Raw genomic sequence first — 22178 nt, 5'->3', positions numbered from 1 at the left:
GGCTGGCGAACCGTTCCTCACCTGTACGCGTGGGTGACATGCGCGTGCCGGCGGTACCCTCGGCACAAGGGAATCCCGATCGAGGGCAGCACACACGTCAGGAGGGTGGAGCGCGCGTGTCCAGCGCTCCAGGCAGATGACTCCAAGAAGAATCTTCCGCGGCTGGGTGGTCCTGGCTCTCCTGGTCCTGCTTGTGATCTTCCTGACGACCAACGTGTTGTCGGGTCCCAAGGAGTACAGCAAGGAGAACCTGCACGATATCCAGGCCAAGATCGCTGCTGGCCAGGTCAAGAGTGCCACGATCGAGGACTCCAAGCAGATAGTCCAGATCACGACCAAGGACGACAAGAAGTACGAGTCGAGCTACGTCACCAACCAGGCGGTCTCGCTGGCCGCCGAGTTGAACGACAAGAACGTCCCGTACGAGGTCAAGGTCGAGCGCAGCAACGTCCTGGTCTCGCTGCTACTCAACCTGCTACCTCTCGTGCTCGTGGTCGCGTTGTTCCTGTTCCTGATGAACCAGATGCAGGGCGGCGGCAACCGCGTGATGAACTTCGGCAAGTCCAAGGCCAAGCTGGTCAACAAGGACACACCGAAGACGACCTTCGCGGACGTGGCCGGCGCCGACGAGGCACTGGAGGAACTCCAGGAGATCAAGGAGTTCCTGGAGAATCCAGGAAAATTCCAGGCCATCGGGGCCAAGATCCCCAAGGGCGTGCTGCTGTACGGCCCACCGGGCACCGGTAAGACGCTGCTGGCCCGCGCGGTCGCCGGCGAGGCTGGCGTCCCGTTCTACTCGATCTCGGGCTCCGACTTCGTCGAGATGTTCGTCGGTGTCGGCGCGAGCCGGGTCCGCGACCTGTTCGAGCAGGCCAAGGCGAACGCGCCGGCGATCATCTTCGTCGACGAGATCGACGCCGTCGGCCGGCACCGTGGCGCAGGCCTCGGCGGTGGCCACGACGAGCGCGAGCAGACGCTCAACCAGCTGCTCGTCGAGATGGACGGCTTCGACGTCAAGGGCGGCGTCATCCTGATCGCCGCGACCAACCGGCCGGACATCCTCGACCCGGCGCTGCTGCGCCCGGGCCGGTTCGACCGGCAGATCGTCGTCGACCGCCCGGACCTGCTGGGCCGCGAGGCGATCCTCAAGGTGCACGCCAAGGGCAAGCCGATCGGCCCGGACGTCGACCTGCTGGTCATCGCCCGCCGTACGCCCGGCTTCACCGGCGCGGACCTCGCGAACGTGCTGAACGAGGCGGCGCTTCTCACCGCTCGCGGGGACCAGAAGCTGATCTCCTCAGAGCTGCTGGAGGAGGCGATCGACCGCGTGCTCGCCGGCCCGGAGCGCAAGACCCGGGCGATGAGCGACAAGGAGAAGAAGCGGATCGCCTACCACGAGGGCGGACACGCCCTGGTGGCACACGCGCTGCCGAACTCCGACCCGGTCCACAAGATCACCATCCTGCCCCGGGGCCGGGCGCTCGGCTACACGATGCAGCTCCCGCTGGAGGACAAGTACCTGTCCACCCGGTCGGAGATGCTCGACAAGCTGGCGGTGCTGCTCGGCGGCCGGACCGCGGAGGAAGTCGTCTTCCACGAGCCGACCACCGGAGCGAGCGACGACATCGAGAAGGCGACCCAGATCGCCCGCGCGATGGTCACCCAGTACGGCATGTCCGACAAGCTGGGCGCGCTGAAGTTCGGCGCCGAGTCGGGTGAGGTGTTCCTCGGCCGTGAGGTCGGACACCAGCGCGACTACTCCGAGGCCGTCGCCGGCGAGATCGACAACGAGGTCCGCAAGCTCATCGAGGCCGCGCACGACGAGGCCTGGGAGGTGCTGAACACCTACCGCGACGAGCTGGACAACCTCGTCCTACGGCTGATGGACACCGAGACCCTCAGCAAGGACGACGTGCTGGAGACCTTCGCCACCGTTCAGAAGCGGCCGGTTCGCGGCTTCTACACGGGCGTCGGCCGACGGGTACCGTCGGATCGTCCACCCGTGCAGACCCCTGCCGAGCTGGGTCTGGTCGCGTCCGACGTGGCCGACCTGGTCAAGGGCAACGGGAACGGAAACGGTCACCCGACCGGTAACGGCTCGCCAGGCCTCAACAAGCCGGCGGCCGCTCCTGGGCAGGGTGCCGACACCGGCCACGGCCCGGTCTCCGGGCCCGTCAACGGCCCGACCGGGCCGGCCGGGCCACCGGCCGCGCCCCCGCCGGATGCCCCGCGGATCTCGAACCCGTGGGCGCCCCCGGTGTGGCCGAACGACGACGAAAGGAAACGCAGTTGACGTCCGAAACCGACCTCCTGTCCGCCGACCTCGACCACCTCGATGACGAGGGCGGTTCGGCGGCAGGAACTGGGTCAGGTTCCGGCGCCGCCGTCGCGGAGTTCCGGCCGGGCAACGGCCGGGTACGCCCGTTCGACCACGACCGCGTCGCAGCGGCGGTGCGTGAGCTGCTGATCGGCATCGGCGAGGACCCGGACCGGGAGGGCCTGCGCAAGACGCCCGACCGGGTCGCCCGCGCCTATGCGGAGGCGGTCGAGGGGCTGGGCCGCGACCCGGCCGACGTGCTGACCACCGTCTTCGACGAGGGTCACGACGAGATGGTGCTGGTGCGCGACATCGACTTCTCGTCGCTGTGCGAGCACCACTTGGTCGTCTTCTCCGGGAAGGCGCACGTTGCCTACATCCCGAACGAGAACGGCCAGATCACCGGCCTGTCGAAGCTGGCCCGGCTGGTCGACCTGTATGCCCGCCGGCCGCAGGTACAGGAGCGACTGACCTCCCAGGTCGCCGACGCGCTGGTGGACGTGCTCCAGCCGCGTGGGGTCATGGTGGTCGTCGAGGCGGAGCACCTGTGCATGTCGATGCGCGGGGTCCGCAAGCCCGGGGCCTGCACGGTCACGTCCGCGGTCCGGGGCCAGTTCCTCTCCCCCGCGACCCGCAACGAGGGCATGAGCCTCATCCTGAGCAGCCACCGCCGGTAGCACTCAGCCAGTCACGACGAAAGGCCCCGGGCGCGCCCAGGGCCTTTCGTCGTTCGGGACTCCTGGATGCCCCTTGAGGGCTAAAGGCGGCAGGCCTGGATCGCGGAGACGAGGATGCCGCGGGCACCGAGGTCCCACAGGTCGTCCATCGTGCGGTTGACCTCGTCCTTCAGCACCATGGCCCGAACCGCGACCCAGCCCTCCCGGGCCAGCGGGGAGATCGTGGGCGACTCGAAGCCCGGGGTGATCTCGCACGCCTTGTCCAGCACGTCGTTCGGCGCGTCATAGTCCATGATCACGTACCGGCGGGCGACGAGGACGCCCTGGACCCGGCGCAGCAGCCGCTCGTGCGCCGACGCGAGCTCCGCACCCTGCTTGGTGATCAAGATGGCTTCGGACCGCATGACCGGCTCACCGACGAGCTCCAGCCCCGCGGCGCGCAGCGTGCGCCCGGTCTCGACGACGTCGGCGACGGCGTCCGCGACGCCGAGACGCACAGCGGTCTCCACCGCCCCGTCCAACGTGACGACCTGCGCGGTCAGCCCACGCGCAGCGAAGTCCGCGCGGACCAGCCCGGGGAACGACGTGGCGATCCGCCGGCCGCCCAGCTCCTCGACGTCCGTCACCGTCCCCTCCGGCGCCGCGTAACGAAACGTCGAGTGCCCGAAGCCGAGCGCGACGAGCTCCCGGGCCGGCACCCCGCTGTCCAGCAGCAGGTCGCGGCCGGTGATGCCGATATCGAGGCGGCCAGAGCCGACGTAGACCGCGATGTCGCGCGGGCGCAGGAAGAAGAACTCGATGTCGTTCTCGACGTCGGCGACGACGAGCTCGGCGCCGTCCCGCTTCACGTGGTACCCGGCATCGCCGAGCAGCTGGCTGGAGGCGGCGGAGAGCGCGCCCTTGTTCGGTACCGCGATACGCAGCATGATCATGTCCGTGTCGTCTCAGGCCGATGGCGGCCGCTCACAGGGCAAGGGGCGCGACGTGGTCAGACGTCGCCTGAAACCCGCGCCACCCCAGGGGCATACGACACCCGGGTGCGGGGTCAGAGATGGAGGTAGACGTCGTCCGGGGTGAGGCCGCGGGAGATCATCATGAGCTGAATCCAGTAGATCAGCTGGGAGAGCTCCTCGGCGGCCCGCTCACCGGTCTCGTACTCGGCCGCCATCCAGCTCTCGGCGGCTTCCTCGACCAGCTTCTTGCCGATGTGGTGCACGCCGGCCTCGAGCGCGGCGACGGAGCCGGAGCCCGGGGTCTTGTCCTGCCACTTCGCGGACAGCTCGACGAACAGCTCGTCAAAGGTCTTCACGGCCGGCGGCTCTCGGCAGCGGAAGCGGTGACGCCACCGCGTGCGCCCAGGCACGCGCGCGTGCAGCCGACAGACCTCATGAACCGCATGTTACCTGGGCGGGCCCGCTGCCCAGGGCCCCGCTGTCCGAGCGGCACAGACGCACGGCCCCGTCACACGGAGCCGTCGGCGTCTGCGCCCCGACATGACCATGGTGCGAACGGCCCAGCGCTGGTTGACTGGGTCGCTGTGTACCCTCCCGCGATCGTCGCCACCGATCTGGACGGAACCCTGATCCGGTCGGACGGCACCGTGTCGGAGCGCACACGCCGAGCGCTGCGCCGGGTGCGCGAGCAAGGCGCGACCGTCGTGTTCGTGACCGGCCGGCCGATCCGGGTGATGGCGGACGTCGTCGCGAAGACCTCGGTCGCCGGCATCGCCGTCTGCGCGAACGGTGCCCTCGTCTACGACCTGGACGCGCAGACGACGGTCAACCATCGTGAGCTCGACCAGCAGGCCGCCCTGCGGCTGGCCCAGGCCATCCGGGAGATCGTTCCGGATGTCGCTTTCGCGGTCGAGAGCGGGCTGAGGTTCGGCCGGGAGCCCGGGTTCCGCACGATGTGGCCGGACCCGCTGGAGCTGGTCGCCGACCTGACCGACCTGCTGGTGACGCTGCCGCCCATCAAGCTGCTCGTTCGTCGTAGCGGGGAGTCGCTCGCCGACGTCTACGAGAAGGTCGTGGCCCTCGCGGGCGCCGAGGCGGTAGTCACCCGATCCACCGAGACGCTGATCGAGATCGCCGGCGCCGGCGTCTCCAAGGCCGTCGCGCTCGCCGAGGTCGCCACCGCCCGCGGGGTCACCGCGGCGGACGTCGTCGCCTTCGGCGACATGCTCAACGACCTGCCGATGCTCGCCTGGGCCGGCCACGCCGTCGCCGTGGCCAACGCCCACCCGGAGGTCCTGGCGGCCGCCGACGAGATAACCGCCTCCAACGACCAGGACGGGGTCGCCCTCGTCCTGGAGCGCCTTTTCGACTGAGGTCACCCAGGTCAAGATCGCCTGCACTCCGGACCCCGCACCTACCACACCGAGCCATCGCCCCGCACCGAGCCATCGCAGTCTCCGGCGAGATCGCCCCCGGTCCCCCGGCAGCTCGATGATCGTCGTTTCAACCCTCGGATGGTCGTACCCGGGGCTGTCTCGCAGCCACCAGAGGGCCGAAGCAGCGATCAAGGCGACGAGCGCGCCCTCGGCCTGGTTCAGGGCTTGGGCATCGCCATGTCGGCGTAGCGCGCTTTGTAGCGCTCGAGGACCTCGTCGAGGTCGGCATTCGCGAGCTCGCGGTAGCTCTCGAAGAAGTGGGTGTAGAACTCGACGCTGCGCCGGTCCTGGTAGACGGTCGCATCCAGGGATTCGGTGACGACCACATCGTCGTCAAAGATCATGAATCCGTGGCTCGGCGGCAGGCCGAGCTGGGCCGTCATCGGGACGACCCGCACCGTCACGTTCGGCAGCTTCGCGATCTGCTCGATCCGGTCGACCTGCGCCAACATGTACCCCGGAGTGACATACATGTTGTTGAGCAGGTTCTCCAGCAGGATGAACTCAAACGTCTTGTTGGTGTCGTAGAGCCGCTCCTGGCGCTGGAGCCGCTGTGTCACCTTCGCCGCCGTCTCGGCCCACTTCGACTCGTGGTCACCGATGTCGACCGCGTGGAACGCGTTGATCACCCGGCGGGTGTACTCACTGATCTGCATCAGGCCTGGAACGGTGATCGGCTCGAAGTCACGCACCAGCGTCGCCCGACTTTCAAGATCGGCGTAGTCCTGCTGGTTGACCGGGCCACGACGCGGCAACCGCGGCCGGCTGCTCAGCGCCTGCAGCTCGGTCGCCTGCCCCACCAACTCATGCAGGGCGTCCTTCGAACCATCCAGCGCCAACACGATCTTCTCGACGTCCAACGGGCTCGGCCGCAGCGCACCCCGCTCGATCTTCGAGATCTTCGCCTGACTCGCGCCGATCGCCCGACCGAGCTCCTCCCCCGTCATCCCCTTGCGCTTGCGCAACCCAGCAAGCGCGCGACCGAGCTCCCCAGCCAATGTCGAGGAGCCCGGCTCCGCACCAAGCGCGGGAACACCAAGCGACGGAACGACATCGACAATATCGTCCGTCACGACGGCCCTCCGCTTCCGCGAGAACAATTACGCCGGGTCGAGACCCAGTACACCGGGCCCGATGGCGCAGCTACTCGGCCCGACTACTGTCCATCCCAGTCTGGCAGACTGCGCGCGGCTCTGATGAGCAGGTCGCGAGGAATCTGGACTCGAGCCTCCCCGTCTGGCACCCCGTCGGTGTAGCGCTGCGTAGGCACAACATAACCCTGAACGACCACGGAACCGTCAGACGCCTCGAAGACGCCTGGGCAGGTCGACGTCCCGCAGCTGGACTGGGCAAGCGGCACGAGCTCCATTGCTCCTACTTCCTCCGCGGCGCGCTCAACATCAAGTACCGCCACCGGCAATGACAGAGTGAATAATATCGATCTTGGGAAGAACATGATCTCCCAGGCCTGAATACTAGACCGGCGGCGCCAAGTCGGCAGTCGGGGAACCTGGCCGGCGCGTCGAACTGGAGCCGCCAAGGCGCCCATTCGGGCACCCCCCACGCAAGAACACTCGCATGAATCAACAAACGCTCACGCGAAGCGTGTCTACCAGGCAATTCACGCCTGCAGGTGGTCTGCCACGGGTCCGGATGTGGAACCTGTTGGCCACGTATATCGGCGGCGTGTTCCGCGATTGCGTGCTCAAATCGAGTAACACGGTCCTGTCCGCCGATGGGGCGATCCCCGGTCGGCCGGGTCCCGCGGCGCCAACTCGACGTTCGCCGAAGGGATCTGGGGGCTCCACACGAAAGGGCGGGAACATGCGCCTTATACCTCTGACCGACCACGACTGCGGAACCAACTCGTGCCCTCAGGTCTACGCGAGCGACCACGGCACCATCGTCGTCCAGGGCACGCTCGTGACTGATGACACCGTGCTGCCGGGCCCGGGCGAGGTCCTCGTCGAGATTCCGGCGGAAATCTTTCGGGCCGCGGCGGCAGCGGTATCCGACCGGCCAGCCTGACCGGACCGACCTGCCCCCGTCGGCCGTCTCGCCCAGCCCGGCCGGCCCGGCGACACCCGACCCGCCGGCGTCGATCGAGCCGGCCGATCCTGCTGCGCCGAAAGGCATAGCGGCCAGGACGGACCCGCGCGGCCGTCTCGACGTCACGTCGTCACCTGTCCTCGCCCTGTCCCGGTCCGGGTGTCCGGATCGGCCCGCTGGCCCGCTCGCGAACGGCAGCCGAACCAGCGATGTCCCTGCAAGGACGAAAGTATTCACCTTGACGCCGGCTTTGTAAAGATCTTGGACTATATTCTCAAGTCGCCTTGTCGGCGGTCTCGCAGTCGTCTACCTTTTGCTCAAGGGTCCAGTCGACCAGCGGTCACGGGCCTCGGAAGCAGGAGGTGCGTCGGAATATGCCGCGCGCGGGGGATCTCACCGCTGAATCCAATGCAGTACCCAGGTGGGGTGCGGCCACCTCGGCCAGCACAGCCCACCCCACGGCCGGGGGCGCCGGCCAACGCCTGAACGGCACCAAGATCCAGCTGGACGTGATCGCATGTCAATGCTGACCGTTTACGCCACTCTCACCGGCACCAACCGCGACCAGTTGTCCACCCGGCTGTCCTGGCTCGCCCGCCAGTACCTGCGCTACACGGCGACGAAACCCGGCCAGCCAGCCCGACTGGACGCATTCTCGGATGAAGCCCGGTCAATGGCGGGCGCTCTGGGGGACGCGGTCCGAATCCTGGTCGACCGCGACCAGGCAACCTCGCGGACCGCACTGGTCGTCGCCGTGCGGCGCGCGGAGGACAGCTGGCAGAAGGTGCAGGTCGACCTGCACCGTTCGGGAACCACCTGGGCCGACCTGCGGGTACGGCCCGGCTACCGGCGAGACCTGCCGGTGCAGCGTGTTACCGGCGGCGAGACGCCCCAGCGCCTCACCCTCGTCCACGACAGCCGGACCGTCGAGGCCGACCGCCTCGCGGCGGCCCGCCTCGCGCAGGCCCGGGCCGCCGCGGGCCGAGCCACCGACGCACCGACCCCAGGCCGGGGCGGAAGCGACAGCCGCATAGCCGAGAAGGTCACGGCCGGCCCGGCAAGCCGTCGCCGCGAGCTCACCCCGCAACGGTAAGCCGACCACCTGGCCCGACCGCCGACGGAGCCGGCCGGGCCAGGTGCCTCGTCTATCGGGCGCCAACCTGGCCGACGAGTCTGCCCAGCCACGTCTCCAGTCATGATCGCCACTTTGGCCCCGTAGTGGTTGCAATCAGACCGGATTTACGACCATAGGAGGGCCAAGACCGCGATCACCCTGGCGAGCCACGCCAGCGGATACGCAGAGGCCAGCGGTCCATGATCAGGACTCTCGGTTCCGTCCAGTCATACCTGGTGGTCGTCGTACACATCCACTGACGACCACGAGGCAGGACAGGCCCGCCATTCAAGGCCGTTAAGCGGGCCGGCGAGTCGGGCCACGGCCTGGTCGGACACGGTTTAGTCGACCTCGCGCATGGCCGCCGCAGCGCTCAGCGCCAGATACTCGGCCTTGTATCGCTTCAGGATCGGCAGCACGTCCGCCGTGCTGGCATTCCAGAAGGGGTCGAACACGCGACAGTGGGTCTCGACGGTGATTTGGTCGCGACGGCTCCCCCCGGAGGTCGACTCGGTGTGCACGACCGTGTTGTCCAGAATCTGGAACGGCTCGATCGGCGGGAACGGTGGCGAAGCGCCCTTCGGCAGAATCCGAATCTCGACGTTCTGATTCTCGCAGGCGTCTCGATCCGTTGAATCTGGCCCGCCATCACCAGCGGCCAGTTGACCTGACCGAAGCGGTTCTCAAAGACCGACTCCAGGATGACGAACTCGAACCACTTGCCGGCGTCATAGAGCCGCTGCTGGCGCTGCACCCGGATCCCCACGGCGGCCGGCATAGGACCTGTTGAACACCCGACGGCTGTACTCGCTGGCCTGCGGGAGGCTCGGTACATGGGTCGGCTCGAAGCACGGCAGATACCGGGCTCTGCCCTCTTCGTCAAGATAGTCCCGCTGGTCAACCGAGACCCTCGCGCCCGGGCCTGCTCCGTCGCGGCGGCCGGTTCGTTCCCACCTGGCCGCCTGCGCCTGGCGGGACCGTTCGACGAATTCCGTCACCTCGGTACCAGCCAGGCCAAGCGCACCAACGATCCTGCAGACGTCCACCGGCGACGGCGTGAGGCGTGAGCTCTCAATCTTGGAGATCTTGCCTTGGCTAATACCGGGCCGCTGGGCGACGACCAGACCGGTCAAGTCGCGCTCCCGGCGCAGCCTCGCGAGCGTCGTGCCCAACGGTTCCACCGGGTCATTGTGGGTACTCGGCTCGTCGCCCAGGAGCACGACCTCGTCTTCTGTCAGCGCAATCCGAGCACGTCGGCAAGCCACTGGATCGGCCACCCTCCGACCAATCGCACGGCGGCCGTAAGGGCTCCGCCCGCGACCCAGACGAGCAACCTGGGCACTTGCGGCCGCCTCTCGGCTGACAGCTTGCGTGCGGCCTCGTCCAGTAGCGCCCGAGGGATGACGACGCGCGCCTCCCCTGCAGGCGCATCCTCGGAGATCCGAGGTTCCGGCACGTAGCCCTGGACGATCACATCGCCACCTTCGGTCGCGAAGATGGTCGGGCAACCTTCGGAGCCACAGACAGTCACCAGGGGAGTTGGCTGCATTGCTCGTCCTCTCACAGGCACTCGGAAGCTACACCCGGGATGGATCGACGGCAAACGCGTCGGAATATGACCCTGAGCCATTTCGGCCCGGCACTATTGGCCAACGCCCGAGCGCTTTCTCGCCGAAAGCATAAACTCGTCGAAGCCACCGGTGGAAAACGAAGCCACCGTAGCCGGCGCGCACCGCGACTCCGAGTCCCACAACGTCTTTTCCCGGGATTCAGCACGATGCCTGCCGAGGTTAAGCCGGCTTAAACTCCATCGTCTCGCCACTGGGCACTGGCAGCCAAGGATGTCGACTATCAGCCCAGGCAAGCAGACTGCACGTAGAGACGCCACCGGCGCGGCCGAGCAGACAAGGTGCACCGAGGCAATCCGCCGGTCGGGCCCCCGGCCACAGCGGCGTCAGCCGCTGCCGCAGGCGATGTCCAACACCTCGGGGGTCTCCGGAGCGAGCGGCGCGTCAAATATGACTCGCGCGGGGGTCTCAGGACTGGTTGCTGTGCAGTACAGGCGGGGAATGGCCACGCTGTCCATCCCGCGCGTCGAGGCCCGCGTCGCGCAGACCCGGGCAGGCGGCAAGCCGAGCGGCCGAAGCACCAGCCAGGCCAGAGCTAGAGCGACCGCCCCAGCTCTGAAGGTCGTTGCGCAAGAGTCGCCAGACCGAGCAGAGCGGGCACGCTATGCCTCATACACTGCCCTGCCCAGCGCAGACGACTCACGCTGGGCGGTCGGGTTCCGCGTCTTCCGACTTCGCGACCTTCGTGCTTTCCTCGAGAAACTCGGTCTTGTACCGGCTCAGGATCGGCAGGACATCTGGTGTGCTGCTGGACCAGAACCGGTCGAACACCCTGGCGTAGATCTCTACGCCATCACGGTCCCGGCGGCTGGCTCCGGCGGTCGACTCGGTGATCACGACCGCGTCGTCCATGATCTCGAAAGGCTCGATGGCCGGGAACGGCAGGGACGCGTCGTTGGGCACGATCCGGATCTCGACGTTCGGTAGCTCGCAGGCGCTCTCGATCCGTTGGATCTGCGCGGCCATCAGCAGCGGCCAGTAGTCCTTCGCACCGAAGCGGGCCCGGAGCGCCGACTCGATGATGATGAACTTGAAATCTCGATCAGGATCGTAAAGCCGTTCCTGACGCTCCAACCGCAACCGCACCGCGGCGGCGGTGTCCGGCCAGCCCTGGCGGTCGTCGCCGTAGATCACGGCATAGAACCTGTTGATCACTCGGCGGGCATATTCGCTGGTTTGTAGCAGGCCTGGCACGAGGATCGGCTCGAAGGCGCGCAGATGCTTCGCTCTGCCCTCTTCTTCGAGGTAGTCCTCCTGGTTGGCGGCAACGCTCCGGTTCGCGCCACGTCGACGCTCTCGCGCCAATGCCTGAGCCTGGCGCGATCGTTCCACGAGATCGGCGACCACAGCACCAGGTAGATCGAGGGCACCCGCGAACCGCACGACATCAACCTGCGACGGCGTGACCCGCGAGTTTTCGATCTTGGAAATCTGGCCCTGGCTGACACCGGACCGCTTGGCGACCTCGACGCCGGTCAGGCCGCTCTCCCGACGCAGTCGGGCGAGCGCGGCACCCACCGTCTCGGAGGGATCATGATGCCGACCGGACTGGTCGTCGGTCTCCATCATCCCTCCCGCCCCAGGGGTCGAGCCCGGGCTATCGCTGGCGGCCTCACGCCCCAGCCGAAGTCGACCTCAGCTCGCCAACAGCCTGCGCGCCGCCTCGTTCAACAGCTCCCGGGGGATGACGACGCGCGCTTCCCCCGTGGGAACGCCCTCGGAGAGGCGAGGTTCCGGCAGGTAGCCCTGGACGATCACCGCGTCGTCTTCGGTCGTGAAGACGGTCGGGCAACCTCCGGAGCCGCACACAGTCACCAGAGGGGTTGGCTGCATTGCTCGTCCTCTCCTAGGCACATGGGAACCTACACCCAGAGTGGATCGAGGGCAAATATGTCAGAATATGTTGGCACCGCACTCCGACCACCCACGCCACCGCCGAGAATATGAGGGGACCCTACCGGCCTCCATCCAGGCTCCGCCTGCTGGGCAGCGAGGTTCCGCTCACGGCGTGTCACTGTACGTAGCTGCTAGATCGCATGTGGCAAGAGATCGGGCCCTAGAGGGCAGCAGCGATTCAACCTGAACAAGGCTGACGACCATGAGTAGTGGGCACGGGGCGAGACTCCACGCTGAGACAGCGTCCTCCGAGCACACCAGACGCGAATATGCCGGTCGGACATAGGCCAACGGGATCCGCCCGCGCTGCCCGATGCCGGCCGGCGGTCGAACCTGCTAGGCGGCCAGCGCCAACTGCCCGACGACCTTCGAAGGCAACCGGCGCGCGATGACCGCGGCCTCGTGAGAGGCGACGCCAATGGACTCGGGTGGCGTGGCAGCTGCCGAGCCGACCACATAGGCCGATCCCGCCCGCACGCTCTCAGCCAACTGATCTATTTCAGCGGGGTCGGTGCCGACCGCGTGAAACGCGGCGCGCAATCTCGCGGTCGCCAGTTCAAAGACGGTCAGATCCACCCGGACGGTCGTGCGTGCCGGGTCGCCGTCCCGACCGGAAGCCCTCTGCGGCAACCGGTCACCGACCACCCAGACGTCGCGGCCATCCACAAAGACCGCGTGGCACGCGCCGGAACCGCAGGCCGCAATGGCCAAGACAAGAACCATGCCGGGCTCACCTTCCCGCCACGACCGTGGTCGGCTCTGGTGGGGGTCGGCCGGGCACAGCGGCCCGTAGGAGACCGACCACCGGAAATTCCATTGAAACACGGCAGATTGCCCACGGCGGGACGTTTTGTTGAACATCGCCCAACGGCCTGTACTTCCGCCGGCCGGCGGACCGCGCCAACCGGCCTGGCCACCTGGCCGACCGACGAGGGCTGTTCTGGATCATGGGGCCAAGCCGAGGCCGACCGCGGTGCGCCCGTGCGATCGACGTCCAGAATCTGACCTAGAGGCAAATATTCCGAATCTTCTTGCCAGAACGACTCATCTTGCCGCACTATTCTCGTGAGGCCAGCCGATCGACCACCGGTCGCCTAGTCAAGGAGGTACAAAATGCCTCGCTTGATGACATTGATGTCACTCAGCGTTCCAGCCAAAACGACTCTCCGTAGTACCCGGCCACGACCCCCTCGGGGGTACGAAATCCGAAGATCCACCGTGGCTGGAAGGACGAGTACGTGACTGAGCCCACCTTGTCGAGTCTCGGATCGGGCGTGTCAGCACAGGAGCTGATCATCGTCGGGGCCTGCCTCACGGCCCTCGCGGCCTGCCTCGGAAAGACGCGCACGGCAGTATTCCTAGGTATTCCGACATTGCTGGTCACCGGCCTGGCCAGCGTCATCGGCTGGCTCACCGGGGTCGGCGACAACGGCCCGCCGGACAGCACCACGCGACCGACGGCGACGCCGTCACGAGCGCTGCCTGCTGGTTCCGGTACCGGCCCGGCCGCTGGCACCGGCGGCCGCGGCCATTCCTACTGGCCCGTCTGGGTCCTCGGAACCACCACACTGCTGATCGCGGTCGTGGCGGGGCTACTGCTCTTCACCGCCGTCACACGGGCCCGCCGCGAGGATTTCGTCCTCGACGGCACGGCTCACGGGCGCGACGACGGTGGCCACGGCATCGATGACGATCCCGACCACTATCCGGTCTGGGCTGACGACTGCGACGTCACCGACCCGGAGACTGGGCCGCCGCCGACAAAGCCCTGGCCGACCCGGGGCGCCGGAAGCCCCCGGCTCGACCCGTTCTCGACGCGAATGAACCAGCTCGCGCATGACTTCGTGACGCATGTCGTGGCCCACCACAACCGGCCGGCGGTGGTCGACCTGCAGGCGCCCGCGACCCAGCGCTTCGTCACCGCGTTCACCTACGCCACCGACCTGTTCCTCGACCGCAGCCCCCGCGACCCGGCGCTGATCTCCGCGGCGATCAGCGAGGCGGAACGTCGCTGGACCTTGGTCAAGCAGGACCACGGCCACCTCGGCGACGACACCGGCAACCCTGGCATCGAAGAGTGGTAACCAGGTGGAACCGCATCACCTGAGCGCCTGACGGCGAATCGCGCTCCTGACCGGCCTGCACGAGGGGACGGCCGGAGGGAAGCCGAGAACCGCCCACTGGCGACTCACCGGACCTGGGAACGCAGGAACAACGACACAAGGCGGCTGTCACCGGGCCGCCGAGGTGCCTCGGCCCGTCCTCGGGGGGCGGGCCGAGGCGCCCACCCGCTGGCCGACCCAGTCGGCCGACGCCAAGGCCCAATACCAAGAGTGATTTCGGTCGCGCCCGGCGCGCCAGAGCGGCGACGGGCGGTACAGGATGGGACGCATGCCGACAGTCGCTTCGCCTACAGCGTCCAGGACGCCGCCGCAGGAGGTCGACCCCGAGTTCCTCGCGTTGCCGCGGGCGGCGCTGACGGACGCGGCGCTGCAGACTGCCCGCGATCTCGGCGTGAGCCACGCGGACATCCGGATCGAGCGGCTGCGGGAGGGCTCGCTGTCGTTCCGGGATGGAAGCCTCGAGACGAGCCATGACGGCTCGACCGTAGGCTTCGCCGTCCGGGTCGTGCACGAGGGAACCTGGGGGTTCGCGGCCGGCGTCGACCTGACCACCGACGAGGCGGTCCGCGTCACCCGGGAGGCCGTCGAGATCGCCCGGGTGGCTCGGCCGTTGAACACCGAGCCGATCGAGCTCGCCGACGAGCCGGTGCACGCCGACGCCACCTGGGTGTCGGCTTACGCCGTGAACCCGTTCGCCATCGACACCCGCGAGAAGGTCGACCGCGTCGGCGGCCTGTGCCGGACGTTGCTGTCGGCGGCCGACGTCGACCACGTCGACGGGCACCTCAACGAGGTCCTGGAGAACAAGTACTACGCGGACCTGAGCGGTACCTCGACCACCCAGCAGCGGGTGCGCCTGCTCTGCCAGATCGAGGCGACCCGGGTCGACCCCGGTGGCGGCTTCGAGACGATGCGCACGATCGCGCCGCCGGCCGGGCGTGGCTGGGAATGGCTGGTCGCGGGCCCGGCGGCCGGCTGCTGGGACTGGGACACCGAGATCGAGACGATTCCGGGCCTGCTCGCCGAGAAGGCGAAGGCGTCGTCGGTCGAGCCGGGGCGCTACGACCTGGTGATCGACCCGTCCAACCTGTGGCTGACGATCCACGAGTCGGTCGGCCACGCCACCGAGCTCGACCGGGCGCTTGGCTACGAGGCCGCCTACGCCGGTACCTCCTTCGCGACGCTCGACAAGCTCGGCAACCTGCGTTATGGCTCGCCGCTGATGACCGTCACCGGCGACCGGACCGCGCCGCACGGCCTGGCGACGATCGGCTACGACGACGAGGGCGTCGCCGCCAGCCGCTGGGACATCGTCCACGCGGGCACGCTCGTCGGCTTCCAGCTGGACCGGCGGATGGCGGCGGCGAACGCCGAGCGCCTCGGCGTGAGCCGGTCGAACGGGTGCGCGTTCGCCGACTCCCCCGGGCACGTACCGATCCAGCGGATGGCCAACGTCTCGCTGCAGCCGACGCCCGGCGGGCCGTCCACCGAGGATTTGATCTCCGGGGTCAACCGGGGCATCTACATCGTCGGGGACAAGAGCTGGTCCATCGACATGCAGCGGTACAACTTCCAGTTCACCGGCCAGCGGTTCTACGAGATTCGCAAGGGCCGGATCGTCGGGCAGCTGCGCGACGTGGCCTACCAGGCGACGACGACCGACTTCTGGGGCGCGCTCGACGGGCTTGGCGGTGAGCAGACCTACCTGCTCGGCGGGGCGATGAACTGCGGCAAGGGGCAGCCCGGCCAGGTCGCCGCCGTCAGCCACGGCGCTCCCTCGACGCTGTTCCGCGGAATCAACATCCTCAACACCCGGCACGAGGCCGGTCGCTGATGACGGGGCTCGCGCAGGCGAAGGAGAACTGGTGACCGAGGCGTCGCATGAGATCGTCGAGCGGGCGCTCGCCGCGTCGCGGGCCGACGGCTGCATCGTGATCGCGAGCGAGTCCAGCACCGTCAACCTGCGCTGGGCGAACAACACGCTCACCACGAACGGGGCCGCCCGAGACCGGTCGGTCACCGTCGTCAGCATCGTCGGCCGCTCCTTCGGCGTGCGGTCGGTCAGCACGATCGAGGCCGGCACGACCGGGGTCGACAAGCTGACCGAGCTGGTCCGGTCGGCCGAGGACGCGGCCAAGGACGCCGACGACGCGGAGGACTACGCCGAGCTGCTGACGCCCGGCCAGCCCGGCGCGGCGACGAGCCCTGAGCCGTTCGACGCCCTGGCCGAGCGGACCTCGACGTCGGTGTTCACGACGTTCGCGGCGGACCTCGGTGAGGCGCTGCGGGCGGCGCGGGCCGAGGGCCGCGGGCTGTACGGCTTCGCCGAGCACGACCTGACCACCACCTGGCTGGGCACGTCCACCGGGCTGCGGCTGCGGCACAGCCAGCCGACCGGCTCGGTCGAGTGGAACGCCAAGAACGGCCAGCCCGGCGGCTCGGTCTGGCACGGCCAGGCGACCCACGACTTCTCCGACGTCGACGTCGCCGCGACCGACGCCGAGCTGCGCCGCCGGCTCGGCTGGTGCGCCCGCACGGTCGAGCTGCCGGCCGGCCGCTACGAGACGCTCCTGCCGCCGTCCGCCGTCTCCGACCTGATCCTGGACGCCTACTGGTCGGCCGCCGGGCGGGACGCGGCCGAGGGCCGCACGGTCTTCAGCCGGGCCGGCGGCGGGACCCGGCTCGGTGAGGCGTTCGGCCCCGCCGGGATGACGCTGTACAGCGACCCGGCCGACCCCGAGCTGAGCTGCGCGCCGTTCGTCGTCTCGGGGCACTCGTCCGCGACGGCGAGCGTCTTCGACAACGGGCTGGCGCTGGGGCGGACCAACTGGCTCGACGACGGCAAGCTCGCCGCCCTCGTGCACACCCGGTCCTCCGCCCGGGCCGCCGGCGCCCGGCCGACGCCGTTCGTCGACAACCTCACGATGGACGGCGGCGGGACGGCCACCCTGGACGACATGGTCGCCTCGACCAAGCGGGGGCTGCTGCTGACCTGCCTGTGGTACATCCGCGAGGTCGATCCGGAGGTGCTGCTGCTGACCGGCCTGACCAGGGACGGCGTCTACCTCGTCGAGAACGGCGAGGTGACCGGCGCGGTGAACAACTTCCGGTTCAACGAGTCGCCGGTGAGCCTGCTCGGCCGGATCACCGAGCTCGGGGCGGCCAGCCGCACCCTGGGCCGCGAGTGGGCCGACTGGTTCAAGCTCTCCCGGATGCCGGCGGTGCGGGTCCCCGACTTCAACATGAGCTCGGTCAGTCCCGCGTCATAGATCAGTCCCGCGTCAGAGATAGGTGCCGGTACCGAAGCCTTCCTGACCGGACTGGCCGGGCTGGCCGCTGGGCAGGGCGCGGCGGCGCATCTCCTCCAGCTGGGCCCGAGCGGCCATCTGCTGGGCGAACAGCGCCGTCTGCAGGCCGTGGAACAGGCCCTCCAACCAGCCGACCAGCTGGGCCTGGGCGATCCGGATCTCGGCGTCGCTGGGCGTCTGGCTGTCGTCGAACGGGAGGCTGAGCCGGTCCAGCTCGTCCTTGAGCTCGGGCGCGAGGCCGTCGGAGAGCTCGCGGATCGAGCTGCGGTGGATCTCGCGCAGCCGCAGCCGGCTCGCCTCGTCCAGCGGCGCCGCCCGGACCTCCTCGAGCAACTGTTTGATCATGGTGCCGATCCGCATCACCTTGTCGGGCTGCGACACCATCGAGGAGATCATCGTGCGCGGGTCGGGCGAGTCCGAGCCGCCATCGCCTGAGTGGTCCGAGTCGGCGCCGGCGCCGTCCAGCGGGCTGCGCAGCCGGCCGTCCGGGCCCACGACCACCACTCGCGGTTCCGGTTGATCTGTCATGTCCCCATCCAACCGCATTCCGGCTCCCCGTAGTTCGGGCCGCAGCGAGACCGTCGAGACTCTCGACGCGGCACTAGACCGCGAGCAGCACCTTGCCGACGTGCCCGAGGGACTCCACGACGCGGTGCGCCTCGGCCGCCTCACGCAGCGGGAGCACCCGGTCGATCACCGGGCGGATCGTGCCGGACGCGAACGCCGGCCACACCTCGGCGCGCACGCCGGCCACGATGGCCGCCTTCTGCTCGGCCGGCCGATGACGCAGCGACATCGCATGGACCGCGCCCCGCTTGGTCAGCAGCGTCGCCAGGTTCAGCTCGGCCTTGATCCCGCCCTGCATGCCGATCACCACCAGCCGGCCGTCGGGGGCGAGCACGTCGACGTTGCGGGCCAGGTACTTCGCGCCCATGTTGTCGAGGATGACGTCCGCGCCGCGCCCGCCGGTCGCCTCCTTCACCCGGGCCACGAAGTCCTCGTCCCGGTAGCAGACGGTGACGTCCGCGCCGAGCTCACGGCAGCGCTCGAGCTTCTCCGGGGTACCCGCGGTCGTCGCGATCAGCGCCCCCGGCCGCAGCGCCCGCACGGCCTGGATCGCGAAGGTGCCGATCCCTGAGGCGCCGCCGTGCACCAGGAACGTCTCGCCGTCGAGGAGGTGGGCCCGCTGGAAGACGGTCGAGTAGACGGTCGAGGTGACCTCGGGCAGCCCCCCGGCGGTGACCAGGTCGACCCCCGGCGGCACCGGGAGCATTTGTCCGGCGGGGACGACGACCTTCGTCGCGTAGCCGCCGCCGGAGAGGAGCGCGCAGACCTCGTCCCCGACCCGCCAGCCGTCGACGCCCGGCCCGACTGCCGCGATCCGCCCGGAGCACTCCAGCCCGATGATGTCCGAGGCGCCCGGCGGCGGCGCGTAGAGACCTTGGCGCTGAAGCAGGTCGGCCCTGTTGACGGCGGTGGCGACGACGTCGATGGCCACCTCGTCCGGGCCCGGGCCGGGCGGGTCGTCCACCTCGCGCCACTCGAGCACCTCGGGACCGCCGGGCTCGTCCACCGTGACCGCGTACACCCGCCAACCTTAGTCCCGCAGGAGGGAGCGGAGCCGACGACGGACGCGGCGCCGTTCGCCTGCCGGCGACGCCGGCCGCAGCCGAGGTGGGCGGCCCTGTCGGTCGTTTTCAGAACGCGCGGCGTTTCCAGGTTGGGACCATGGGTACGGCCCTGACCATGGAGGCCTTCCCGGTCGGGGTTGCGGCACGGCCGCAGGATCCGCCACCGCTTGACCCCGACGCACCGATTCCCGACGACCCAGGGCCGCTGCTGCCGGACGGCCCCGGCGACCTACCGCCAGCCCCGCACGAGCCGTCCCCCTTCACCGAGCCGGCTCCGACCAACCCGTCGACGCCTGAGCCAGAGCCGGTCTGAGCAGGGCCACCAATCCCGCCCGTCGGCACCGGATCGCCTCGTCGATCCGGTGATCGGCGTGGGTGGGCGCGACAGGCAGTTGACGGGTGGATCGTCCTGGTCCGGCCGGTCCGATCAGAGGATCATGGCGAACACGGAAACCTCCGGACGCCCAGATCCTCGCCGATATCTGCCGAATTCCCCGACTTATCACCGTTCCGGAGCGTCGTCGGCCTTCTACGCAACGGTCCGAACGGGGTACCGTGCCGTGAGCCTGCCAATGCCGTGGGGGAGCGTGCCGTGCACATCGACGACGTGAGCCTCAACGAACTGGGCGGCCCACGTCATGGGTCGGCGTCCACGATGGCGTCACGATCAGCGGCGCGGGCCAGGTCCGCCACCCCGTCGAGGATGACCGCGCCACCGCGGCCGGCCAGCCGCGCGTTCCCGCCGTCCGACGCGGTCGCGCGCCGGACGGGGACCGCGACGGCCCGCGCGGTCGCCAGCCCGACGCAGGCTGAGGAGTTCCCGGAGCCGCCGACCGCCGACCAGCGACCGGCCGGCGCGGTCGGTCGACCGGCCCAGGCCGAGTTCGAGAAGTTCTTCGAGGCACACCACCGCGAGCTCGCCCGCTTCGCCTTCCTGCTCAGCGGCGACCGGGACGCGGCCGAGGACATCACCGCCGAGGCGCTCACGTCGGCCTGGGTGCACTGGGACCGGGTCCAGGCTGCCGACAACCCGCTGGCCTACGTGCGCCGCAGCGTCGCCAACCTGGCCGCCGGCCGGATCCGCCGGACGGTCCGCGAGCGCAACGTGCTCGCCAAGCTGGGCCGGCAGCTGCCGATCCAGGCGACGAACGGTCCGGACGTTCCCGCCGTCCTGGACCTGGAGTCCGCCCTGCTGCGGCTGCCGCTGCGCAAGCGCCAGTGCGTGATCCTGCGCCACGGCCTCGACCTGTCCGAGGCGGAGACGGCCGACACGCTCGGGATCTCCATCGGCACCGTGAAGAGCCAGACCTCCAAGGCGGTCAGCGAGCTGGAACGGCTGCTGGCCGCCGGCGGCTCCGGCGTCGGGGCGACAAGCAGCTCCGGGGCCAGCGCGACGGCCAGGAAGCGCCCGCGCCTGCGCCGGGTGGCGCTGCGGGGTGGGGAGGCGTGAGTCTCTGTGGCAGGCGCGTCCCCAGCTCGACAGCCATCGACGGGCCGGAAGATCTCGTTGACGCGGGTCTCACAGCCGGACAGCAGGACGCCGGCTTTACGGTCACCCGGCTGACGGGCACGGATCTCGCCCACGCCGCCTCCGCGTTCGGCGAGTTCGACGATTTCGGGACCGGCGATCCGGCCGGCCACTCGCCCGGCACCGGGCCGGTCGCCGGCCGCGCGCTCGGGGCCGCAGGGTCGCCTGCCAAGCCACCTGGTCCGGAGCCGGTGGTCGAGCAGTTCGAGCAGGTGCTCGGGGAGTACTCCGTCGACAGCGCCAGCCTGCGGGCGCGGGTGCTGACGGCCACGACCGCGGCCCAGCGCGACCTCGCCGCCGGCAAGCGCGCGGTGGACACCGCCCGCCGCCGCCCGCGTACCCGGCCCCACTCGACCCGCCCGGCCGGCGGCCCGGTCAGCGCCCGGTCGACGGGAACGCACCGGGCGGGCTCCGCACGACCGCGTCTCGTCACCGCCGGCGCCCTCGCCGCCGTGGTCAGCGTGATCGGCGTCAGCGCGGGTATCGCGAGCGTCGTCCAGAGCCAGTCGAAGCCGTCGCGCGTCCTGGTCACGCCCGCGCCACGCGCCCTCGTCACGCAGCCGGCCGCGCCGCTGCCAGCCCCCGCGACACAGGCGCCGGACGCGCCGAGCGCCACGCCGTCGGCCGGACAGAACCAGCCGACGGCCGACCCCACGGCCGCCAACGGATCGCAGAGCCTCGCCAGCACGAGCCAGCAGCGGGGCACGGGGTCCGGGCGCGGCGGCCAGGTACCCACGGACAACCGTCCGCGGGCCGCCCGAGGCTTGGGCGTCGTCCCGTTCCGGTCCGGCAGCGAGCTCGTCCTCCCCGACAGGAACACGACCGACTGGGTCGTGTTCGGCGACGGCCACAGCGGGGTCGTGGCACGGGCCGCCATCCCGTTTCAGCTCCTGGACGTCAGCAGGATCGCCGGGGTCGGGTCGGCGCAGCGCGGCTACCCCACGAGCGTGAGCTGGACCTGGGGGACGCCGCGCCCGCAGGGCAGCCATTCGACTAGCCGGCTGCGGATTCCCGGCGGCCGTTCGGCCACGATCACGACGTACCGCGGCCCGCATGACGGGAAGCTCGCCTTCTACGTAGGCGGAGCCGGGAGCCTTCGGGTGACCGTGTCCGCAGCCGGCCTGCAGTCGAGCAGCTTCACGGTCGCGCTGCCGAGCTCCACCGCGGTGGTCACGCTTGACCTCGGCGGGCTGCCCTACTGGACGCCGGCCACGATCAGCATCTCCGGCGGCGGCGGCAGTTCGTTCTCCCTCGCGGCCGCCGTCCTCGACTAGCCACGCCCTTCCATGGCCGCCGCGGCGCGGCGGTCGTGGGGCGCGGGAGAGTCCGCGGGTGAGAGCGGGGTCCGAGACACGTCGGTGTCATCCAAGGACCGTCATCGAGGGACCTCGGAGGGGACGGCACGCGAGCCGCGCGCGGCCGCGGGGCGGGGCGCGCGGGGTGTGCCCGACGGCGCTGGTGCTCCCGCCCGAGCGGCACCGCTACCAGGAGGTCTCCACCCGGGTGATGGCGATCCTG

Annotated in this window: 21 protein-coding genes and 1 pseudogene; 12 read left to right on the top strand and 10 right to left on the bottom strand. The window is 69.6% G+C overall.

The window, feature by feature from the left end; all coding sequences use genetic code 11:
- The first annotated feature begins 136 nt into the window (after positions 1 to 136).
- Positions 137 to 2293, top strand: a complete 2157-nt coding sequence (gene ftsH / locus I6A60_RS31780) for an ATP-dependent zinc metalloprotease FtsH (RefSeq protein ID WP_203024594.1) — start codon at positions 137 to 139, stop codon at positions 2291 to 2293.
- Complete coding sequence (gene folE / locus I6A60_RS31775; protein WP_203024593.1) at positions 2290 to 2994, top strand: GTP cyclohydrolase I FolE; 705 nt, start codon at positions 2290 to 2292, stop codon at positions 2992 to 2994. The genes ftsH and folE overlap by 4 nt, the downstream gene beginning before the upstream one ends.
- An 80-nt stretch (positions 2995 to 3074) precedes the next feature.
- Here the strand turns inward: folE and hisG are convergent, their stop codons facing one another.
- Complete coding sequence (gene hisG / locus I6A60_RS31770) at positions 3075 to 3920, bottom strand: ATP phosphoribosyltransferase (protein WP_203024598.1); 846 nt, start codon at positions 3918 to 3920, stop codon at positions 3075 to 3077.
- Positions 3921 to 4039: 119 nt separating this feature from the next.
- Entirely contained in the window at positions 4040 to 4303 is a 264-nt protein-coding gene (locus I6A60_RS31765) for a phosphoribosyl-ATP diphosphatase (RefSeq protein WP_013421512.1), read from the bottom strand.
- A gap of 228 nt (positions 4304 to 4531) precedes the next feature.
- Between I6A60_RS31765 and I6A60_RS31760 the strand changes: the two genes are divergently transcribed.
- Positions 4532 to 5320, top strand: a complete 789-nt coding sequence (locus tag I6A60_RS31760; protein ID WP_203024592.1) for an HAD family hydrolase — start codon at positions 4532 to 4534, stop codon at positions 5318 to 5320.
- Positions 5321 to 5541: 221 nt separating this feature from the next.
- Here the strand turns inward: I6A60_RS31760 and I6A60_RS31755 are convergent, their stop codons facing one another.
- Positions 5542 to 6456: a helix-turn-helix transcriptional regulator gene (locus I6A60_RS31755; RefSeq protein WP_203024591.1), complete on the bottom strand. Its 915-nt coding sequence runs from the start codon at positions 6454 to 6456 to the stop codon at positions 5542 to 5544.
- Between the two features lie 751 nt (positions 6457 to 7207).
- Between I6A60_RS31755 and I6A60_RS31750 the strand changes: the two genes are divergently transcribed.
- Positions 7208 to 7411, top strand: a complete 204-nt coding sequence (locus I6A60_RS31750; RefSeq protein WP_203024590.1) for a hypothetical protein — start codon at positions 7208 to 7210, stop codon at positions 7409 to 7411.
- A 544-nt stretch (positions 7412 to 7955) separates the two neighbouring features.
- A complete protein-coding gene (locus I6A60_RS31745) occupies positions 7956 to 8525 on the top strand; it encodes a hypothetical protein (protein ID WP_203024589.1) in 570 nt (189 codons plus the stop codon).
- Between the two features lie 362 nt (positions 8526 to 8887).
- Here the strand turns inward: I6A60_RS31745 and I6A60_RS31740 are convergent, their stop codons facing one another.
- The 5 genes from I6A60_RS31740 to I6A60_RS31720 form a co-directional block, all read right to left on the bottom strand.
- Positions 8888 to 9067 carry a hypothetical protein gene (locus I6A60_RS31740; RefSeq protein WP_203024588.1) on the bottom strand — a complete coding sequence of 60 codons (180 nt, stop codon included), beginning with the start codon at positions 9065 to 9067 and terminating at the stop codon, positions 8888 to 8890.
- Positions 9068 to 9274: 207 nt separating this feature from the next.
- The gene (locus tag I6A60_RS31735) at positions 9275 to 9727 is read right to left on the bottom strand and encodes a helix-turn-helix domain-containing protein (protein WP_203024587.1); all 453 of its coding nucleotides are present in this window, start codon (positions 9725 to 9727) and stop codon (positions 9275 to 9277) included.
- 1086 nt (positions 9728 to 10813) lie between these two features.
- Entirely contained in the window at positions 10814 to 11740 is a 927-nt protein-coding gene (locus I6A60_RS31730) for a helix-turn-helix transcriptional regulator (RefSeq protein WP_203024586.1), read from the bottom strand.
- Between the two features lie 69 nt (positions 11741 to 11809).
- Positions 11810 to 12007: a hypothetical protein gene (locus tag I6A60_RS31725; RefSeq protein ID WP_013421505.1), complete on the bottom strand. Its 198-nt coding sequence runs from the start codon at positions 12005 to 12007 to the stop codon at positions 11810 to 11812.
- Between the two features lie 399 nt (positions 12008 to 12406).
- A complete protein-coding gene (locus I6A60_RS31720) occupies positions 12407 to 12793 on the bottom strand; it encodes a hypothetical protein (RefSeq protein ID WP_203024585.1) in 387 nt (128 codons plus the stop codon).
- Between the two features lie 515 nt (positions 12794 to 13308).
- Between I6A60_RS31720 and I6A60_RS31715 the strand changes: the two genes are divergently transcribed.
- The 3 genes from I6A60_RS31715 (at position 13309) to I6A60_RS31705 (ending at position 17462) form a co-directional block, all read left to right on the top strand.
- Positions 13309 to 14154 (top strand): hypothetical protein, encoded by an 846-nt coding sequence (locus I6A60_RS31715; protein WP_203024584.1) that lies wholly within the window; start codon positions 13309 to 13311, stop codon positions 14152 to 14154.
- A 307-nt stretch (positions 14155 to 14461) separates the two neighbouring features.
- A complete protein-coding gene (locus I6A60_RS31710) occupies positions 14462 to 16027 on the top strand; it encodes a TldD/PmbA family protein (protein ID WP_203023804.1) in 1566 nt (521 codons plus the stop codon).
- Positions 16028 to 16058: 31 nt separating this feature from the next.
- Positions 16059 to 17462, top strand: coding sequence for a metallopeptidase TldD-related protein (locus I6A60_RS31705; RefSeq protein ID WP_203023805.1), 1404 nt, complete (start codon positions 16059 to 16061; stop codon positions 17460 to 17462).
- 12 nt (positions 17463 to 17474) lie between these two features.
- On the opposite strand, the gene I6A60_RS31700 is transcribed toward I6A60_RS31705, so the two are convergent.
- The gene (locus I6A60_RS31700; RefSeq protein ID WP_203023806.1) at positions 17475 to 18029 is read right to left on the bottom strand and encodes a bacterial proteasome activator family protein; all 555 of its coding nucleotides are present in this window, start codon (positions 18027 to 18029) and stop codon (positions 17475 to 17477) included.
- A gap of 73 nt (positions 18030 to 18102) precedes the next feature.
- On the bottom strand, positions 18103 to 19089 hold the full coding sequence (locus I6A60_RS31695) for an NAD(P)H-quinone oxidoreductase (protein ID WP_203023807.1): 987 nt from the start codon (positions 19087 to 19089) through the stop codon (positions 18103 to 18105).
- Positions 19090 to 19229: 140 nt separating this feature from the next.
- On the opposite strand from I6A60_RS31695, the gene I6A60_RS31690 reads away from it, so the two are divergent.
- The 4 genes and pseudogenes from I6A60_RS31690 to I6A60_RS42195 form a co-directional block, all read left to right on the top strand.
- Entirely contained in the window at positions 19230 to 19445 is a 216-nt protein-coding gene (locus I6A60_RS31690; protein ID WP_238436676.1) for a hypothetical protein, read from the top strand.
- Between the two features lie 279 nt (positions 19446 to 19724).
- The gene (locus tag I6A60_RS31685; RefSeq protein ID WP_307873961.1) at positions 19725 to 20582 is read left to right on the top strand and encodes a SigE family RNA polymerase sigma factor; all 858 of its coding nucleotides are present in this window, start codon (positions 19725 to 19727) and stop codon (positions 20580 to 20582) included.
- A complete protein-coding gene (locus I6A60_RS31680; protein ID WP_203042293.1) occupies positions 20579 to 21934 on the top strand; it encodes a hypothetical protein in 1356 nt (451 codons plus the stop codon). Before I6A60_RS31685 ends, I6A60_RS31680 begins: the two co-directional genes overlap by 4 nt.
- A 58-nt stretch (positions 21935 to 21992) precedes the next feature.
- Positions 21993 to 22178, top strand: a pseudogene (locus tag I6A60_RS42195) (DNA polymerase IV); the annotation flags it as partial.

Source organism: Frankia sp. AgB1.9 (assembly GCF_016786355.1).
Classification (GTDB): domain Bacteria; phylum Actinomycetota; class Actinomycetes; order Frankiales; family Frankiaceae; genus Pseudofrankia.
This window is presented reverse-complemented; position numbering and strand designations above follow the sequence as displayed.

What these genes read in the sequence shown, in the direction of transcription:
- I6A60_RS31745 (WP_203024589.1), top strand. Translation starts at nt 7,956, where the DNA reads ATGCTGACCGTTTACGCCACTCTCACCGGCACCAACCGCGACCAGTTG.
- I6A60_RS31720 (WP_203024585.1), bottom strand. Translation starts at nt 12,793, where the DNA reads ATGGTTCTTGTCTTGGCCATTGCGGCCTGCGGTTCCGGCGCGTGCCAC.
- I6A60_RS31725 (WP_013421505.1), bottom strand. Translation starts at nt 12,007, where the DNA reads ATGCAGCCAACCCCTCTGGTGACTGTGTGCGGCTCCGGAGGTTGCCCG.
- hisG (WP_203024598.1), bottom strand. Translation starts at nt 3,920, where the DNA reads ATGCTGCGTATCGCGGTACCGAACAAGGGCGCGCTCTCCGCCGCCTCC.
- I6A60_RS31700 (WP_203023806.1), bottom strand. Translation starts at nt 18,029, where the DNA reads ATGACAGATCAACCGGAACCGCGAGTGGTGGTCGTGGGCCCGGACGGC.
- I6A60_RS31710 (WP_203023804.1), top strand. Translation starts at nt 14,462, where the DNA reads ATGCCGACAGTCGCTTCGCCTACAGCGTCCAGGACGCCGCCGCAGGAG.
- I6A60_RS31750 (WP_203024590.1), top strand. Translation starts at nt 7,208, where the DNA reads ATGCGCCTTATACCTCTGACCGACCACGACTGCGGAACCAACTCGTGC.
- I6A60_RS31690 (WP_238436676.1), top strand. Translation starts at nt 19,230, where the DNA reads ATGGGTACGGCCCTGACCATGGAGGCCTTCCCGGTCGGGGTTGCGGCA.
- ftsH (WP_203024594.1), top strand. Translation starts at nt 137, where the DNA reads ATGACTCCAAGAAGAATCTTCCGCGGCTGGGTGGTCCTGGCTCTCCTG.
- I6A60_RS31730 (WP_203024586.1), bottom strand. Translation starts at nt 11,740, where the DNA reads ATGGAGACCGACGACCAGTCCGGTCGGCATCATGATCCCTCCGAGACG.